The organism is Armatimonadota bacterium (assembly GCA_039679645.1).
Classification (GTDB): Bacteria; Armatimonadota; UBA5829; order UBA5829; family UBA5829; genus UBA5829.
Genome location: JBDKUO010000009.1, coordinates 1 through 14,459, shown reverse-complemented (window position 1 = coordinate 14,459; position 14,459 = coordinate 1). Strand labels below are relative to the sequence as shown.

Below are 14,459 nucleotides of genomic sequence, written 5' to 3'. Positions count from 1 at the left end.
TTCCCATAGATTTGACATACACCCACGCTCAAGGTATTCCTTGATATCCCTTCGCGCGAAGTGTTATAATGACCACGGTTAATAAGACTGGTAGAGTGCCTGCTCTACCAGTTTGCATTATGGGGGATGTGAATGGCTATTCTGGTGACAGGCGGGCTGGGCTATGTAGGCAGCCACGCCGTGAAGATGCTGATGGAGCGCGGTGAAAGTGTTGTCAGCCTCGATGACCTTGTATTCGGCCACAAAGAGGCTGCATCCGGCAGCGAGATCGTAGTCGGCGATATTGGTGACAAAGACCTGCTCAGGAAGATATTTTCCAGTCATAAGATCGAAGCGGTGATGCACTTTGCAGCGTTTGCGGACGTTGGCGAGTCCGTCGCCGACCCAAAGAAGTATTATGTCACCAACGTCTCCAAGAGCCTTGCCATGCTCGATGTCATGCTGGAGTTCGATATCAAGATGATGATCTTTTCATCCAGCGCAGCTACCTTCGGCGAGCCTAAGGAGATTCCAATTCCAGAAGACCATCCCAAAGACCCGACCAACCCCTACGGCCGTTCCAAGCTCATGCTCGAAGAGATCTTGAAGGAGTATGAGCGCGCATACGGCCTGCGGTCGATCTCATTCAGATATTTCAATGCTTCCGGTGCCGACCCTTCCGGCCTGATAGGCGAGGACCATAAGCCCGAGCATCATATTATTCCACTGGTTCTTGAAGTGGCGTCGGGCAAAAGAGAGAAGTTCAGCATGTTCGGCACAGACTGGCCGACTCCCGACGGCACCTGCATACGTGACTATGTCCATGTCACCGATCTGGCCCAGGCGCATGTTTTGGGCCTGGAGGCACTGCGCAACGGCAAGCAGACCAGTGTATATAACCTCGGCAACGGCAGCGGTTACTCTAACCGCGAAGTAATTGCGACAGCCGAGCAGGTGACCGGCAAGAAGATAAATGTAGTCGACGCCCCGAGGCGTCCGGGAGACCCGGCGGTGCTGGTGGCAAGCTCCAAAAAGATCATGTCGGAGCTTGGCTGGTCGCCTAAGTATCCTGAGCTTAAGACAATTATCGAGACAGCCTGGAACTGGCACAGCAAACATCCAAATGGTTACGGCAGTTAGTTATCGCCTCCAGGTAGGGATACCTGGAGGCATAATTAAGATAAGTTAGATATCCCTCCAGGTATCTTACCTGGAGGGCATGCAGCATATCCTTAGTATGAGCTGGGAATGCTGGGAAAATCATATTTAGTATCCCTCAATTTGTAGATGAGGGGAATGGACAAGAAGATGACGGAACAGGAACTATCAACGCTCAGACACAGCACATCGCACGTAATGGCGCATGCGGTCAAGAATCTCTTTCCGGAGGCAAAGATCGCGATAGGCCCGTCTATTGAGGACGGCTTCTATTACGATTTCGGGGTCAGCCGCGCATTCACTCCTGAGGATTTGGAGCGCATCTCCGAGGAGATGGCAAAGATAATCGCGGGCAAGAGCGAGTTTGTCCGCAAAGAGGTATCTCGCGCCGAGGCTCTGGAGATATTTAAGGACGAGCCGTATAAGACCGAGCTTATCAACGAACTTCCCGAGGGCGAGACTATCAGCATTTATGAGGAGAACGGCTTTGTCGACCTGTGCCGCGGCCCGCACCTCGCAAACACCGGCGAGGTCAAGGCGTATAAGCTTTTGCATGCTGCGGGCGCGTATTGGCGCGGCGACGAAAAGAACCCGATGCTCCAGAGAATATACGGCACAGCTTTTGCCTCTCAGGAAGACCTTGATGCATACCTTCTCAAACTTGAAGAGGCCGAAAAGCGCGACCACCGCAAACTGGGCCGCGATTTGGACCTGTTTTCGATCCAGGAAGAGGCCGGGCCGGGTCTGGTGTTCTGGCATCCCAAGGGCGCGCTTGTCCGCAAGATAATAGAGGACTACTGGCGCAACGAGCACTATGCCAATGGCTATGAGCTGGTCTATACGCCGCATATCGCCCGCCAGGACCTCTGGAAGACCAGCGGCCATCTGGATTTCTTTACCGAGAACATGTTCCAGCCGATGGAGGTTGAGGGGCAGCCGTATCTGATCAAGCCGATGAACTGCCCGTTCCACCTGCTTATCTATAAATCAACAGTGCGCAGCTATCGCGAACTGCCGATCCGCTGGGCCGAGCTTGGCACGGTATATCGCTACGAGCGCTCCGGCGTATTGCACGGCCTGATGCGCGTGCGCGGCTTTACACAGGACGATGCCCACATCATCTGTACGCGCGATCAGCTCGACTCCGAGACCAAGCGTGTCCTTGATTTTGTCCTAATGATCCTGAAGCGATTCGGCTTCGAGCAGTTCGAGATTTATCTGTCCACCAGGCCGGAGAAGTCGGTTGGCGAGGACGATGTCTGGGAGCAGGCTATGGACTCGCTCAAGGCGGCTCTGGATAGCCTCGGTCTGAATTATAAGATCGACGAGGGCGGCGGAGCGTTCTACGGCCCTAAGATCGACGTCAAGATTAAGGACGCCATAGGCCGTGTGTGGCAGTGCAGCACCATCCAGGTCGACTTCAACGAGCCCGAGCGGTTCGATATCACCTATGTCGGCCAGGACAACCAGCAGCACAGACCTATTATGATCCACAGAGCCCTTTTCGGCTCGTTGGAGCGCTTCATGGGCGTTTTGATAGAGCACTATGCAGGCGCATTTCCGCTCTGGCTGGCCCCTGTTCAGGCTATGGTAATACCTATTGCCGACAGGCACGCCGAATATGCCGAAAAAGTTGCGGCAAAACTTAAAGCCGAGGGTTTCCGTGTCCAGGTCGATGACCGTAACGAGAAGACCGGTTATAAGATCCGCGAGGCTCAGATGCAGAAGATCCCGTATATGCTGGTGGTCGGTGACCGCGAAGCCGAAGCAGACGCGGTATCCGTGCGGTCGCGCGCCGAAGGCGACAAAGGCGCAGTGCCTGTAGGTGACCTGATAAACCAGTTGAAACAGGAATTGGAGCAATAAGCCTGCCGGGCCAAATTCCGTGATCGTCGGGGATTTAAATCCCCGACGCAGCTTATGCGGGACTTTAGTCCCTGATCCCAAAGATATTGGATTTAGTATTTTGTATTGATTATTTGCCAGTGCGTGCTGGAACGCTAACCTTGTTCCCTCTCCTGGGGGAGAGGGTTAGGGTGAGGGCGCAACTGATTTGGTAATTTATATTTTGTATTGAATGATATTTTGATGATCGTTCGGGGGAATCTTTTCCTAGACGCACGTTTAATGAATGTCGGGACTTAAATCCCCGACGCTGCGTATGTGGGACTTTAGTCCCTGATCTACTGTTTATTAAGCAATAGAGGATATTTGATGGTCGAAAATTCTGACAAGCGCGCAAATGAGCTTCTCGCTCAAATGACACCCGAGGAGAAGATCGATTATATCGGCGGCACCGGATTTGCTGTTAGGGCTGTCGAAAGACTCGGCATCCCCGAGATAGTTATGTCTGATGGCCCTATGGGCTGCCGCTGCTACGGCCTGACCACTGCCTACCCGGCAGGTATCTCCCTAGCGGCTACCTGGAATACGGATTTTGCACGCAGGATAGGTGAAGCACTGGGCAAAGACTGCCGCGCGCGAGGCGTGCATATTCTGCTTGCCCCGGGCGTCAATATATACCGCTCACCCAAGTGCGGCAGAAACTTCGAGTATATGGGCGAGGACCCGTATCTGGCTTCCACTATGGTCGTGCCTCTTATTGAGGGTATTCAGTCGCAGGAAGTGCTGGCGACGGTCAAGCATTTCATATGCAACAATCAGGAGTGGGACCGCAACAATATCAGCTCTGAAGTTGATGAGCGGACTTTGCGCGAGATATATCTGCCCGCGTTCAAAGCAGCGATCCAAAAGGCCAAGTCCAGATGCCTTATGAACTCCTATAACCTGCTTAACGGCATCCACTGCTCCGAGCACGATTGGCTCCTCAACAAAGTCTTGAGGGAAGAGTGGGGGTTCGACGGTTTCGTCATGTCCGACTGGGACTCGGTCTACGATGCCGTTAACGCGGCCAACAATGGTCTGGACCTGGAGATGCCTACAGGCAAGTTCATGAACAAAGAGAACCTCCTGCCTGCTATCAAAGACGGCAGGGTCAAGGAATCGACCATAGACGATAAAGTCCGCCGCTTGCTGCGTATATTTATTGCCGCCGGTTTCCTGGATAGACCCCAGCTCGATGAGTCCATACTTAAAGACAACCCCGAGTGCGCGAAGACGGCCCTTGAGGTCGCGCGTCAGTCCATTGTCTTGCTAAAGAATGAGAGCAACATACTTCCATTGAAGCGCGAGGCCAAGAATGTTGTTGTGCTGGGACCGAATGCGCATCCGGCGGTCTATTGCGGCGGCGGCAGCGCGTTTACAGACACTTTCCACTCGACCAGCATAGCCGACGGCATGCGCGAAATCGGCGGAGACTGCGTCAAGGTTCTCCTGCCTGAGTATCTTGGGTTTGAATCCCCATTCAAGATGGAAGTGTTCAACAACCAGGAATTGGCTGGTGAGCCTGACAATACTCTTTATGTTGATAACATAGACTTCGTCTGGAACGACAACCCTGCCCCGGGAGCAAACAGTCTATACCACTATTCCGTGCGTTGGACAGGCAAGATACGACCGCAGCGTGCAGGCAAGTATATGCTCACAGCAATAGCCGATGATGGCGTCAGAATATATCTGGACAACAAGCTCATCGCCGAGGACTGGTGCGAGCACGCGGCGCGTGTGGCGGAGGCAATGGTCGATCTTGAAGAGCGAGAATACGATGTTCGGATAGAGTATTTCCAGCAAGAACATGCCGCATTGGTTTCATTTACATGGCGGTTGGCCTCGATCGAGATGTTGACGGATGTCAAGGGCGCCGATGCAATTGTCTATTGCGCCGGGTTCAATCAGGACAGTGAAGGCGAAGGTTACGACAGACCGTTCGAGCTTCCCAAAGAGCAGATCGAGATGATTAAGGCTATATCGGAGGTCAATCCGAATGTTATAGTCGTGCTGAATACCGGCGGCGGCGTGGCATGGGACGGCTGGCTGGATAGCGTGCCGGCTATAATAGAGGCCTGGTACCCCGGCCAGGAGGTCGGCAGGGTTGTTGCGGAGACTATCTTTGGAGATGTAAACCCGTCAGGTAAACTTCCGGCTACCTTCGAAAAGCATGAGCAGGACAACCCGACAGCGCCGTATTACAATATAAACGATAACGGCAAGACCCCATACGCCGAAGGTATATTTGTCGGCTACAGGGGATATGATAAGAACAAAGTGGAGCCGCAGTTCTGCTTTGGTTATGGACTGTCATACACGACTTTCGAGTTCGGTGATCTTAAGATTACCGAACATGGCAGCGGTGCTTCCAAAACAATCGAGGTCACCTGCTCAGTTAAGAATACAGGCAGCCGTGCAGGAGCCGAAGTCGCTCAGCTTTATGTAGGCGATGTCGAATGCAGCGTTTCTCGACCGATACGTGAGCTTAAAGGCTTTAATAAGCTGACTCTCGAGCCGGGTGAGACAAAGACCGCCGGCTTTACTTTAAGCAAAGACGGTCTTGCATTTTACGACGTCAACACGCGCTCGTGGATCGTCGAACCGGGCGAGTTCACCGCGTGGGTCGGCTCATCGTCAAGAGACCTGCCATTGCGTGGGACGTTTGTGTGGTAATACAGGTTCGTAAAGGTTTTGCTGTCAATTTCAGCAGCAAATGCTTCGACCCGGTATAAGTATAAATTATTACTTGACAATGGCCAGGCATTTTCGCTATACTTAAGGTCGGCCTGTCGGATGAGAGGAACGCATCCGCTCGACCGGCAGAGAATCATCAGAGGTGATATAGTTATACAAAAGGACCTCAGGGTAAATGAACGCATTCGTGCGCGGGAAGTAAGGCTTATCGATGAGAACGGCGCCCAGGTGGGTGTAATACCGTTTCGCGAGGCTCTTGCATATGCCAGGGAGCGTGGCCTTGATCTTATCGAGGTGGCAGGTAATGCCGCTCCGCCCGTATGCCGGGTCATGGACTACGGGAAGTATCGTTACGAGCAGGGTAAGCGCGACCGAGATGCCCAGAAGAAGCAGAAGATGACCGAACTCAAGGGCATTCGGATGCGGCCGGGCACGGACGAGCATGACTTCCAGTTCAAGCTCCGAAATGCGGTAAAGTTTCTCAAGGCCGGGCACAAGGTAAAGATTACGGTGATCTTCCGCAGCAGGGAGTTCACTCATCCGGAGTTTGCAAGAGAGTCTCTGAACCGGATGGGCGAGATCGTTAAAGAAGAAGGCGCGGGGATCGTCGAGAGACCGGCTATAATGGAGGGCAGGACCATGACAATGATCCTTGCTCCGGCTGTTGATGCGCCGACAAAGTAGCGTAAGTACAGACCCCGGACGGGGTAAGATAATGAGGTATACACGTGCCTAAGATTAAGACAAGAAAAACAGCGGCGAAGAGGTTCGAGGTTACGGCCAACGGCAAGATTCGCCGAGGCAACACCGGCATGAACCACCTGAAGATGAAGAAGTCTTCGAGTGCGAAGCGCCGCCTATCTATGAAGAGTGAAGTAACCACCGGTGAGAAGCGCGTCATAAGACGTTTGATCCCCGGAATTTAAAGGTCGGGTTGCAATTATAAACAATTTCTGAGTAAGGGGATTTAAGATATGCCACGCGTGAAACGCGGGACTATGACGCATAAGCGTCATGCTAAGATACTAAAGCAAGCAAGTGGATATTGGGGCGCAAAGAGCAGGCTTTTCAAGACTGCCAAAGAGCAGGTGATGAAGTCGGGCAACTACGCTTTCCGCGATAGAAGAGCCAAAAAGCGCGATTTTCGTCGGCTGTGGATCACGCGCATCAGCGCCGCCTGCCGCATGAACGGTATGCCCTACGGCAGGTTTATCGAGGCCTTGAGCAAGGCCGAAATAAATCTGGATCGTAAAGTTCTTGCAGAGATGGCGGTTGTAGACGCGCAGGGTTTCGCTTCTCTTGTAGAGAGAGCGAAAGCCCAGTTGGCGAGCGCTTAATTAATCAATATAAAATAATCAATAATAAATTAGATTGTCGCCCAGCGTCCAATAGCTTAAGGTCGGGAGGTCCGGATTGATACAATCGATCGGGATTTCTTGAGCTTCTGCAATTGGGCGCTGGTTTGTTTTATATCAAGCATGACAAAACGCACACTGTCATTCCGAACGGATGTGAGGAATCTGCTTTTAAGCGTTTTAATGACAGGTTTTGTTCGAAATGCCTTTTACAGGCAAGGCGGTTATACAATGAGCGAAAAAGAAGAATTGACAGGCATACGTGACACGGCTTTATGCAAAGTCCGCGCAGCGTCTTCAAGCGGCGAGCTTGACGCATTGGAGACCGACTACCTCGGTCGCAAGGGCGAACTGACGCTCCGGCTCAGGAGGATTGGCTCTCTTGCTCCCGAGGCTCGCAAAGACTTCGGACAGTCCGTCAACGATATCAAAAACGAGCTTGCATCTGCCATCGAGAGCAGACGCCAGGATCTGGCGGGGGGCGAGTCGAAAGCAGCGATGGCTGCTGAGGCGGTGGACGTGACGCTGCCCGGCCGTTTTTATCACACTGGCCGGCCTCACATTCTCATCGAGACGATGAATAAGATCAAAAACATATTCATCGGTCTTGGCTACGAGATGTTCGAGGCTCCCGAGGTGGAAGAGTATAAATTTAACTTCCAGGCTCTGAACTATCCCGAAGAGCACCCGGCTATGGATGAGCAGATGTCGTTTTACGTGACTGATGATGTGCTTCTTCGCACCCACACCACGGCGTATCAGCACCGGGTCATGAAGGGCCGGAAGCCCCCGATGCGGGTCTGCACCATGGGTAAGACCTATCGGGTCGATGCAGTTGACGCCACTCACGGCCACACGTTCCATCAGGTCGACTGTTTTACTATAGACCACGGCATTACAATGGCTGATCTCAAGGGCACGATGCATCAGTTCGCGGTTGAGATGTTCGGCCCGAATGTGGATGTTAGGTTCAGACCGGACTTCTTCCCGTTCGTGGAGCCGGGCGCTGAGGTGGCGGTCACCTGCACCATATGCGGCGGTAAAGGCTGCAACATATGCAAGGGCAGCGGCTGGCTGGAGCTTGCCGGCGCGGGAATGATCCACCCTAACATTCTCGAAGGAGCCGGAATAGACTCCGAGGAGTATACAGGCTTTGCGTTCGGGTTCGGAATAGAGAGAATGCCTATGCTCATGCACGGCATCGGCGACCTGCGATTGTTCATGGAAAACGACCTCAGGTTCTTGAGGCAGTTCTAAAATTTAGTATTTAGTATTGAGTATTTAGTATTGATTTCCATGTTCGGGCGCGATATCCGATCGCGCCCGAAAAAGAATATCGCGATATCTGATCGCGGATATGACGTGTTCGCGCAAAGTTATTCCGAATGAAATCTGCTTTTAGCGCTATAGGTTAAGGTCAAATGAAACTATCAACTAATTGGCTTAGAGAATATATAGATATAAACTGTCCGCTTGATGAGCTTGCGACAAAGCTCACGATGGCGGGCCTCGAGGTAGAGGAGACGATTCCTCTGAGCAAAGAGGCCATAGCCAAAGCAGGCGGCAGCGGCGCCGCTGCCGACATCGTCTGGGATGTCAAGGTCACTCCAAACAGGGGCGACTGGCTCTCCGTGCTGGGCGCGGCCAGGGAGTGCGCACCTCTGGTAGGCGCAAAGGCGAAGATACCTTCGGCGAATGTCGAGGGCAGTGAGCCGCCTACTTCCGATCTTATAAAGATTCGCATTGACGACCCCGACCTGTGCAGACGATACGTCGGCATAGTAGTTAGAGGCGTCAAGATCAAGCAGTCTCCAGGCTGGCTCAAAGACCGTCTGATCGCAGCCGGTATGCGCCCGATCAACAATGTTGTGGACGTCACCAATTATGTAATGCTTGAACTCGGCCAGCCTCTGCATGCATTCGATTACCACCTCCTGCACAATTCACAGATAATTGTTCGCCGTGCAAAGCCGGGTGAGGTGATCGTCTCACTCGACGGCCAAGAGCGAAAACTAGAAAATGACATGCTCGTCATCGCCGATTCAGACCGTCCTGTAGCTCTTGCGGGGATTATGGGTGGAATTGATTCAGAAATTAGCGAGCAGACGCAGGATATTTTAATAGAGTCGGCTAACTTTAATAGTGTAAGCATCAGGCGCACTTCAAAGCACCTGGGGCTTGTAACTGAGTCGTCATACAGATACGAGCGTTCGGTCGACCCTTCAATCGCTCCGACGGCGGCCATAAGGGCTGCGCAGTTGATAAGCGAGTTGGGGGAGGGCACGGTCTCAAAGGGCATGGTAGACGTATACCCGTCTCCGGTAGAGCCGATTGAGATAAAAGTCAGGCCGAAGCGTGTGAATGATATTTTAGGTACCGACATCGACACCGATTCGATGGTCGATTACCTGAATAGCCTTGAAATTGAGACCTCATTGCGGGATGGTTTGCTCATCTGCAGGGTTCCCACGTTCAGGGCGGATATAACTCGCGAGATAGATGTTGTCGAAGAGGTAGGCAGAGTATACGGCTACGAAAACTTTGCTATGACGCTGCCGAAGTCTTCGCTGCAGGGTAAGGACAGTCCCGAAGGTCTTTTCAGAGACAGGGTCAGACGAATATTGATGACCTGCGGTTGCCAGGAGGCGCTCACTCATTCACTGGTGAGCAGCTCATTAGCTGAGATGACCGGCAAGTCGGATATTAGTCTCACGGTCAGAAACCCGCTGACTGAAGATCTTGATGCCATGCGCACCGACCTGTTTCCTAACCTGCTGCAGGTTATCGCGAGAAACCAGTCATACGGCACAAACGATGTCTCAGTGTTCGAGGTAGGCAAGGTTTACTTTAAGACTTCGGACACGGGACATGGTGAAAGGCTCTCGATTGCGGGGGCAATGATCGGAAACATGGCCGCAAGCGCCTGGAGTCTGCCCGAAGAGGCATTGCAGGTGGATTTCTATACTTGTAAGGCCGTGGTTGAAAATCTATTGGATGGTTTAGGGATCACAGGAGCCGAGTATAAGGCGGCGCAGGTCCCGATGTTGCATGCAACGCGCGCGGCAAAGATTATCATTGCAGATAACGAAGTCGGAATATTAGGCGAAGCCGCGCCGGACGTGAGGGAGTCGTTTGATCTTAGGGGAAGGCCATACGTCTTTGAGCTTGATTTCGAGGCTCTAATGGCGGCATCCCCCAAGATTGTCAAATACAAGGAACCGGCTCGGTTCCCGGCTCTATACCGGCACCTCGCGGTTGTTGTTGATGATGAATTAGAATACACTAAGCTTGAACGTCTTGTCCAAGGATCGGGCAAGGGTTTGGTTGCGGACGTCGATCTGCTGGATGTGTATAAGGGCGAGCAGATTGGGTTGGGACGTCGAAGTCTGACAGTATCCATAGTGTTCCGATCCCAAGAAAAGACTCTGACAGACGATGAAGTGAACACCGTTCTGGCGGGTATTAAGGAAGCCCTAATGGGAGAATTAGGGGCTAACTTCCGCTAGCCAGGATGGCAATAGAGGAAGGGAGGTCCGCAACATGGCAGTGGAACGCCAGGTTAGCGCAGGCGACATTGAGTCTATTATAGGTAGGCTCAGAGACGTGATTGCGGTAAGTGTTGTGGAAGACGAAAAGGGGGACATAGCCGAGATACATGTTCTTACAAGCTCGGACAGATCCCCCAAGCAGGTTGTGCGCGATGTTGAGTCCGCTGTAATGGCACGTTTGGGCGTGGTCATCGATCACAAAAAAGTATCCGTTGCGCAAGTTGCTGGCGGCTCGTCGCCACGCTACGATCACACAAGATTAAAATTCGCCGATGTATCTATATCCCTCAATGGAAGCAGGACCGAAGCCACGGTTCGCCTCACCAAGGACGGCATCATGTGCTCAGGCTCAGCCAGCGGCACGCCTACGCCTAATGGTCAGATGAAACTCATTGCAAGCGCTACTCTTCGAGCTGTCGAAGATTTCGGGCAGGTGGAGAGCAGTTTTGTGCTTGAGGATGTGGTCGAGTCACAAGTAGGCGGCCGGAAAGCGGCCGTTGTGCTGGTGAGTATGATTACAAACCGTGGTGAAGATTTGTTGACAGGAAGTGCTCTTATCAAGCAGGATGTTTGGAAAGGTGTGGTGAATGCTACACTGGATGCGATAAACCGCAGACTGTGCGCTTTGGAGCAATCTTAAGCAATCAGTCGGGTGTCGTTTCCATCACAATCAATTTTGAGCCAACGGCATTAGCGAGTAGGCAGTAAGCGAGAACTCAACCCGAGCGAAGCGGTTTATGGCGGCCTGTTGAGCGATACGGGCTAGCAAAAAACCGAAAGGGGTTGAAAAATCATGAGTCGCTTGTTCAAGGTTCTGTTGGGGCTAGCCGCTCTGGCGGCTTCCGCTGGCGCGTCGTGGACCATATTCCCTCCGAGAGGATAATTTTGTGGTTCATTGCTATTGGCAAAAACGAATGTGACTCTGCTCGCCGTTGGCTCATCAAAATTCTGTTAACATCTCATTCTTAGTGAGTACGAGCTTTCCCGGGAGGAGAAGCTCCTGCTGAGCCAAGATTATGTGGCGCAGCCAGGCTCGGTGGGAACCTCGCCCTCCCAGGCTGGTGAAATTGTACTTAAGGAGAATGAACTCTTGCAAATCCTGCATGTATTAGAATGTCGTGCCATAATTACTAATAGGTATAATTGCCTTGAACAGCACAGCCTATCGTGAGATTTGAATAACAGTGAACAATGGCACAGTCTGCTTCATCTTTTTTACAACCCGAATCATCTCATGTCACTCGCTGGGAGCGCAGAGTGTTGTGTGCACTATACAATTCATGCACTAATGCGCGCACTGCTACACTGCGTGTGCACACCATCATTCTGAACGAATGTGAAGTGCTGCGAAAACCCGTCATTCCGAACGAATGTGAGGAATCTGCTTTTTATGGTGCTGCCAGATGAGCAATGCAATGAAATCCTACATAATCGTGTGTGTGGCGCTGCTTGTCATCGCCGTCGCACTCACGATTGTGGCATATTACAAGACGCCGATAATCGGAAACCCGTGGCTTGGAGTCGTATGGTTTATAATTGCAATAACTCTTGCTGAACTGATGGCAGTAATATGCAGATATTCAGATCAGGAGAAAGGATATGCTGTTTCTCCCGGCAGCCCCATATTCTGGGCAGCCATATGCGTTCTCGGGACATTTCCTGCAATAGTCTGTGTCGTCATAACAAGCTTCATTGTCATACTCGGCAGATACGTATCTTCTGCAATCATAAAGTGTATTGAGAAAAACAGTGACACAAAGAGTTTTTACCACAATCTACTAGAAACCTTGCCACATTGGCTTACCGCATTAGTGCAGCATTTGATCTCCTTTATACGAAATTTGGCGGCGCTTTTACCGGAGAGGTCAGTTTTTTCGCTTGTTCTTATGCACATTCAATTTGTCTGTGGCCTGGTTTTATTCGTGGGTTCTGCCGGGCTGGCTTACTATTACACAGGCGGCCACAATTTGCTTGTTGTGGATTCTCATTTCTCCACACTGCACAATTTTCTGTTTCCCTTCATCGCGCTGGTTGCGGTTTCAGTTGCAGCGGATTTTATTACAACAATTCCAATAATGGTTGCGGTAAACATTCCCGCCGATGGAGCATCTTTTCGAGAGATCATTCTCAGCGCTAAGCTCATAGCCGTAGAGATATTCGTTCCCCTGGTCAAGCCACAGCTTTTCTTGAGTGTAGTTGCTCTCTCTCTAGCTTATCTATATGCACATCTGCATCTACTCGGCTTCCTGGTTGCCGCGACACCTGTCGTAGCTCTCAGAGACTTCTTCAATCAGTGGGTAGCCGAGCGCGAGGCATACGTAGGCACAGTCACTACGCTTGCCACCTATATGCAGCACTACCACCCATATACAAGGGGCCACTTGAAACGGGTAGCTGATTTGTCTGAGAGGCTTGCACGGGAGCTGAGCCTGCCTATTGAAAGCATAAGGTTTATCGGAACGGCGGGCATGCTCCATGATATCGGCAAGATCGGCGTCAGTGAGGAGATTCTGGATAAGACGGAAAAGCTTACAGACGATGAATGGCAGCAGATCAAGGAGCACCCCGTGAAGGGCGCCGAGATCATAAGTCACCTCGAATTTCTGGACTCGATTGTAGACTGGATCAAGTATCATCACAAGTGGTATAACGGCAGCGGCTATCCCGCGACAAACGGGAACGGCTCATCTATTCCTCTGGAAGCAATGATAATAGCAACGGTGGACGCATTCGACGCCATGACGGACGACCGCGAGCTTACCCTGGATTGGAAGTGTGATTCCTGCGGTTACACGCCTGCTGACGGCCAACGGCCCGATACATGCCCGGTCTGTGGCGCTCAGAAGCGCAGAACATATCGCGAGCCGAAGACTCTGGATGCGGCAATAGACGAGCTTAGGCGTGGGGCAGGCAGTCAGTTCCATCCGATGGTAGTGAAGGCATTTCTAACAATGATCGACCGTGACGGGGTGAAGACAAATGCCTGACATCAGCCTGACCCCCGGCGTCATGGTTTTCGTGTTTATGTCCCTGAGCATATCGGTTCTGAGCCTGTATGTGTCGCGCATTTTTCTGCCAAAAAAGATGAAGAGCGCATATTTGAAGTCGATCACTGTTCTTGCGGCTGCGGTTGAGACGAGAGACTCCGGCACAGTGGGACATGCCCAGCGTGTAGCTCAACTGACGGTCGCTATCGCTCGCAGGCTTGGCATGCGCGGCAGGATACTTGAGAGAATCGAGTATGCCGCATTGCTGATGGACATAGGCAAAGCGAACGTTCCACAGGCCATTCTGAACAAAAAAGACCCTCTCACCGCCGAAGAATGGGATATGGTTATGAGCCACCCGGCAATGGGCGCTCAGATGGTTGCGGCTGTGCCGTTTCTTGCTGATTTGGAACGCTATATTCTACATCACCATGAGTATTGGGACGGTTCCGGCTATCCTGAGGGTCTGCGTGAAAATGACATTCCTCTACCGAGTCGGATTCTGGCAGTTGCGTCAGACTACGACGCAATGATCTCCGAAAGACCCTATCACCCTGTTCCACTTACCCGTGAGGAGGCCCTGACGGAGATAAGGAGACACAGCGGAACGAAATATGCGCCCGATGTCGTCAAAGCGTTTATTCAGATGCTCAGCAGGTAACCTGCAGGAGTTTTGAATGAAGATTTTTCTTTTGCATCCGCCCACTGCGGGCAAAACCCCTTGTGAGGCAATTGCGTTATCTGTAACTGATCTCAATTCTGTTGATTCAAAGAAAGTAAAAGCCCCAAGCAGTGAGCGTGGCAAGTATTCAATGTGCGGAAAAAGTAAAAAATCTACCCCAATAAAAGCA

General features: G+C 51.8%; 11 protein-coding genes. All 11 read left to right on the top strand.

Translation table 11 applies throughout. The features are described 5' to 3' along the window. Nucleotides 1-132: 132 nt before the first annotated feature. The 11 genes from galE to ABFD83_01455 all read left to right on the top strand — a co-directional run bounded on the left by galE (nucleotide 133) and on the right by ABFD83_01455 (nucleotide 14,269). Nucleotides 133-1,119, top strand: a complete 987-nt coding sequence (gene galE / locus ABFD83_01505) for a UDP-glucose 4-epimerase GalE (GenBank protein ID MEN6355741.1) — start codon at nucleotides 133-135, stop codon at nucleotides 1,117-1,119. A 156-nt stretch (nucleotides 1,120-1,275) separates the two neighbouring features. Continuing rightward, on the top strand, nucleotides 1,276-3,003 hold the full coding sequence (gene thrS, locus ABFD83_01500; GenBank protein MEN6355740.1) for a threonine--tRNA ligase: 1,728 nt from the start codon (nucleotides 1,276-1,278) through the stop codon (nucleotides 3,001-3,003). Between the two features lie 348 nt (nucleotides 3,004-3,351). After that, nucleotides 3,352-5,697: a glycoside hydrolase family 3 C-terminal domain-containing protein gene (locus ABFD83_01495; protein ID MEN6355739.1), complete on the top strand. Its 2,346-nt coding sequence runs from the start codon at nucleotides 3,352-3,354 to the stop codon at nucleotides 5,695-5,697. Between the two features lie 120 nt (nucleotides 5,698-5,817). Further along, complete coding sequence (infC, locus tag ABFD83_01490; protein MEN6355738.1) at nucleotides 5,818-6,402, top strand: translation initiation factor IF-3; 585 nt, start codon at nucleotides 5,818-5,820, stop codon at nucleotides 6,400-6,402. A gap of 44 nt (nucleotides 6,403-6,446) precedes the next feature. Beyond that, a complete protein-coding gene (rpmI, locus tag ABFD83_01485) occupies nucleotides 6,447-6,644 on the top strand; it encodes a 50S ribosomal protein L35 (GenBank protein MEN6355737.1) in 198 nt (65 codons plus the stop codon). 48 nt (nucleotides 6,645-6,692) lie between these two features. Continuing rightward, nucleotides 6,693-7,055, top strand: coding sequence for a 50S ribosomal protein L20 (rplT, locus tag ABFD83_01480; GenBank protein ID MEN6355736.1), 363 nt, complete (start codon nucleotides 6,693-6,695; stop codon nucleotides 7,053-7,055). A gap of 249 nt (nucleotides 7,056-7,304) precedes the next feature. Further along, a complete protein-coding gene (gene pheS, locus ABFD83_01475; protein MEN6355735.1) occupies nucleotides 7,305-8,330 on the top strand; it encodes a phenylalanine--tRNA ligase subunit alpha in 1,026 nt (341 codons plus the stop codon). Between the two features lie 164 nt (nucleotides 8,331-8,494). Continuing rightward, nucleotides 8,495-10,579 (top strand): phenylalanine--tRNA ligase subunit beta, encoded by a 2,085-nt coding sequence (gene pheT, locus ABFD83_01470; GenBank protein ID MEN6355734.1) that lies wholly within the window; start codon nucleotides 8,495-8,497, stop codon nucleotides 10,577-10,579. A gap of 34 nt (nucleotides 10,580-10,613) precedes the next feature. After that, the gene (locus ABFD83_01465; GenBank protein MEN6355733.1) at nucleotides 10,614-11,261 is read left to right on the top strand and encodes a hypothetical protein; all 648 of its coding nucleotides are present in this window, start codon (nucleotides 10,614-10,616) and stop codon (nucleotides 11,259-11,261) included. Between the two features lie 775 nt (nucleotides 11,262-12,036). Next, nucleotides 12,037-13,608 (top strand): HD domain-containing phosphohydrolase, encoded by a 1,572-nt coding sequence (locus ABFD83_01460; GenBank protein ID MEN6355732.1) that lies wholly within the window; start codon nucleotides 12,037-12,039, stop codon nucleotides 13,606-13,608. Beyond that, nucleotides 13,601-14,269: an HD-GYP domain-containing protein gene (locus ABFD83_01455; protein ID MEN6355731.1), complete on the top strand. Its 669-nt coding sequence runs from the start codon at nucleotides 13,601-13,603 to the stop codon at nucleotides 14,267-14,269. The genes ABFD83_01460 and ABFD83_01455 overlap by 8 nt, the downstream gene beginning before the upstream one ends. The last annotated feature ends 190 nt before the right edge of the window (nucleotides 14,270-14,459 follow it).

Bases quoted from the DNA above. Each gene is read 5' to 3' on its own strand.
- galE (MEN6355741.1), top strand. From the start codon at position 133: ATGGCTATTCTGGTGACAGGCGGGCTGGGCTATGTAGGCAGCCACGCC.
- thrS (MEN6355740.1), top strand. From the start codon at position 1,276: ATGGACAAGAAGATGACGGAACAGGAACTATCAACGCTCAGACACAGC.
- ABFD83_01495 (MEN6355739.1), top strand. From the start codon at position 3,352: ATGGTCGAAAATTCTGACAAGCGCGCAAATGAGCTTCTCGCTCAAATG.
- infC (MEN6355738.1), top strand. From the start codon at position 5,818: ATGAGAGGAACGCATCCGCTCGACCGGCAGAGAATCATCAGAGGTGAT.
- rplT (MEN6355736.1), top strand. From the start codon at position 6,693: ATGCCACGCGTGAAACGCGGGACTATGACGCATAAGCGTCATGCTAAG.
- pheS (MEN6355735.1), top strand. From the start codon at position 7,305: ATGAGCGAAAAAGAAGAATTGACAGGCATACGTGACACGGCTTTATGC.
- pheT (MEN6355734.1), top strand. From the start codon at position 8,495: ATGAAACTATCAACTAATTGGCTTAGAGAATATATAGATATAAACTGT.
- ABFD83_01465 (MEN6355733.1), top strand. From the start codon at position 10,614: ATGGCAGTGGAACGCCAGGTTAGCGCAGGCGACATTGAGTCTATTATA.
- ABFD83_01460 (MEN6355732.1), top strand. From the start codon at position 12,037: ATGAAATCCTACATAATCGTGTGTGTGGCGCTGCTTGTCATCGCCGTC.
- ABFD83_01455 (MEN6355731.1), top strand. From the start codon at position 13,601: ATGCCTGACATCAGCCTGACCCCCGGCGTCATGGTTTTCGTGTTTATG.